This window comes from uncultured Thiodictyon sp., assembly GCA_903837595.1.
Taxonomy (GTDB): Bacteria; Pseudomonadota; Gammaproteobacteria; order Chromatiales; family Chromatiaceae; genus Thiodictyon.
In genome coordinates this window covers 1-2,395 of record CAILVI010000523.1, presented here as the reverse complement: position 1 = coordinate 2,395, position 2,395 = coordinate 1, and the positions used below count along the sequence as shown (strand labels likewise).

3 protein-coding genes are annotated in these 2,395 nt (G+C 62.8%); all 3 read left to right on the top strand.

Going from position 1 to position 2,395, the window contains the following annotated elements; genetic code table 11:
- Window positions 1-281 (top strand): TraU family protein (locus QZY44_RS31865; RefSeq protein WP_295457072.1); only part of this gene is annotated, 281 nt, incomplete at its 5' end.
- Window positions 274-1,080, top strand: a complete 807-nt coding sequence (locus QZY44_RS31860) for a hypothetical protein (protein ID WP_295457070.1) — start codon at window positions 274-276, stop codon at window positions 1,078-1,080. The genes QZY44_RS31865 and QZY44_RS31860, both read left to right, overlap by 8 nt.
- Before the next feature lie 522 nt (window positions 1,081-1,602).
- A complete protein-coding gene (locus QZY44_RS31855; protein ID WP_295457067.1) occupies window positions 1,603-2,298 on the top strand; it encodes a hypothetical protein in 696 nt (231 codons plus the stop codon).
- Window positions 2,299-2,395 lie beyond the last annotated feature (97 nt).

The window sequence follows — 2,395 nt, the reverse complement described above, 5'->3', positions numbered from 1 at the left end:
CCAGCCTCGCGGCGGCGCGCTCGCTGGCGGCGCTGCACCGGCGGGGGATGGCGCGGCGGACCATGGGCAATGATGCCGTGTGCAAGGCGCCGATCGACTTCTTCGTCAAGAAGAGCGCCTACAAGCTCACGATGTTCTACCCGCTCCCCGAGACGCAAAAGGCCCACGTGATCGGCCAGAGTACCTTCACCTGGGGTGAGTCACGCACGATCCCCGGGCCCGGTGAGCACCAGCTGTATCTGTTGTGGCGTTGGAGTGACTGCTGTGCCATCTATGAATAGGTCAGGCGGTTGGGTCTGGGGTCGCCGCCTGCTCGTGGCGGTCGTGAGCCTCTCGGTCAGCTGGACCCCCTGGGCGCTGGTGTGGGGCGATGCCTTTCGCGATGCCGCCCAGGCGGGTGAGGCCATCGGCACGCAGACGCGAACCACCGCCACGGTCCCGAACGCGTCGGGCGGTGCGGTGCAGTTCCCGGCGAACGCCGGGGGTCCCATCGCGATCCAGACGCTGTTTCCCGGCAGCAACGCCGGCAACAGCGCGGCCTTCGGCGCCTACTTCGGCAATCACGGCGCCACCGTCACGGCCGGTCAGAATGCCCAGCGTGACCTGCTCCAAAACCAGTCGTCGGCAGGGGACGCCTACCGGGCACTGCGCGACGGGGTCGACCGTCCCCACCTGGACATCAGCAGCCAGGCGACATGGCAGCCGACCGATGCGCTCGCCAACAACCTCGGGAACATCACCAAGACCTTCGCCGATTGCAGCCTGCACAACCAGTTCACCCAGGGTTCGCGGACGCTGCATGTGACGGACTATCGGATCTGTGAACGCGTGCCGACGCCACCACCGGACATCAACTGTACGGCGACAACGTCGGGCCAGATGCTCTATCGCTGCCCGCCCTATCCATTGAGGTCGGCTTATCCGCCTCTACGCGCAGTCGAGCGGGCATGCCCAGGTTTGCAGATGGTGCACGGGGAGTCAGGGCACGGCCCTCTTTCTTCATGTCGCGCGCTGCAATCCCCGCATGCCGCGCACCCAGCCCCATGCAAGGCTGCCGCGGCGGCCCGGCAATGCCGATAATCTTCTTGGCAGGTGCAACAAAAGAGTTCTTGCAGCGCCTGAAACGTCCGGCGCGGATGCCGTAACACACTGCTTTTATTGCATTCTATCACGCGTCGGCGGGCAGGTCTACGAAAGCCCGGCTGGTGAGGTCCAACAAAGTTTCCGGCAACGCTGACAACATTCTTAGGAGGTCTGCCAAAGTCTTCAGCAAGCCTGACAACTTTCCCAGCAGGTCCGCCAAAGTTTCCAGCAAGCCTGACAACCTTCCCAGGAGGTACGCCAAAGTTTGTGGCAGGGCTGACAACTCTTCCAGTAGCCGCCAAAGTTTCCAGCTACGACGAAGCGGCCCCAGGGTATCTACCCGAATCTCACGGGGTCATAGTCAGGCAAGGCGGTGCTACCCGAATCGATCCGGATAAAGGCGGCGCGAAGATGGGCGCATGCCGCTCTTGACAACGCGGTTTTCCGGTGGTAAAAACCGCTCATGGCACGGGCTTGTCCCATGCCGACGCTCTCTGCAATACATCTAGGGGAATTATTATGTATTCGCAAAGCTATTTGCCCAAGACAGCATCCGCGCGTGTCGCTTGGATTCTCCACTATCTGGAGAATCTGACTAAATTTGGCGCGCTACTCGGCATCGGCCCCGAGGAGATCGCCTTTACCAAGGGCGACCTCGGTAATCTTGTCTGGGCGGTGGACACATGGTACCCCATCGTTCGCCAGGATACCCTCGACAACACCGCTTTCAAGGATCTCATCGCCACCGGCACGGGCACCGATCCGGTTCCGGTGCCCACCCCGAGGCCCTTCCCTGCTCCGCCCGCCCCCCTCGTCCCCGGCGTGCTGAACCGCTTGTACAATCAGGTGCAACGGATGAAACTGCACCCCGCCTATACCGATGGCATCGGCCGGGAACTGGGCATCGTGGCGACCGCCGCGGCGGTCGACGATTCGCCGCCCGAGTTCACCGCCGTGCTGGAGCGAGATGCCAAGGGCGTGCGCGTATATATCCATTGCACCAAACGCCGCCACAACGGCATCGTCGTCGAAAGCCGCATCAATGGTGGTGCGTGGGAACTCTACGGCCATTTCACGCGGGGCAGCGTCTACGATGACCGCCCGCTCGCCGTGCCCCAAACCCCGGAAAGCCGCGACTATCGCCTGTGCTGGTGGGATAAGGACGAGCCCCACGGTGATTGGAGCGCGATCGTGACCGTGTTGGTCGGAGATTGAGTCCAGAGAGGGCCGGTCAGGAAGACCGGCCTTGGTCGCCAGCCATTCCGCTCGCTTCTATGAACCGGCGGCGAAGGAAAAATGGCCTGTTACCTAT

Coding starts and splice junctions, on each gene's coding strand:
- QZY44_RS31860 (WP_295457070.1), top strand. CDS start 274: ATGAATAGGTCAGGCGGTTGGGTCTGGGGTCGCCGCCTGCTCGTGGCG.
- QZY44_RS31855 (WP_295457067.1), top strand. CDS start 1,603: ATGTATTCGCAAAGCTATTTGCCCAAGACAGCATCCGCGCGTGTCGCT.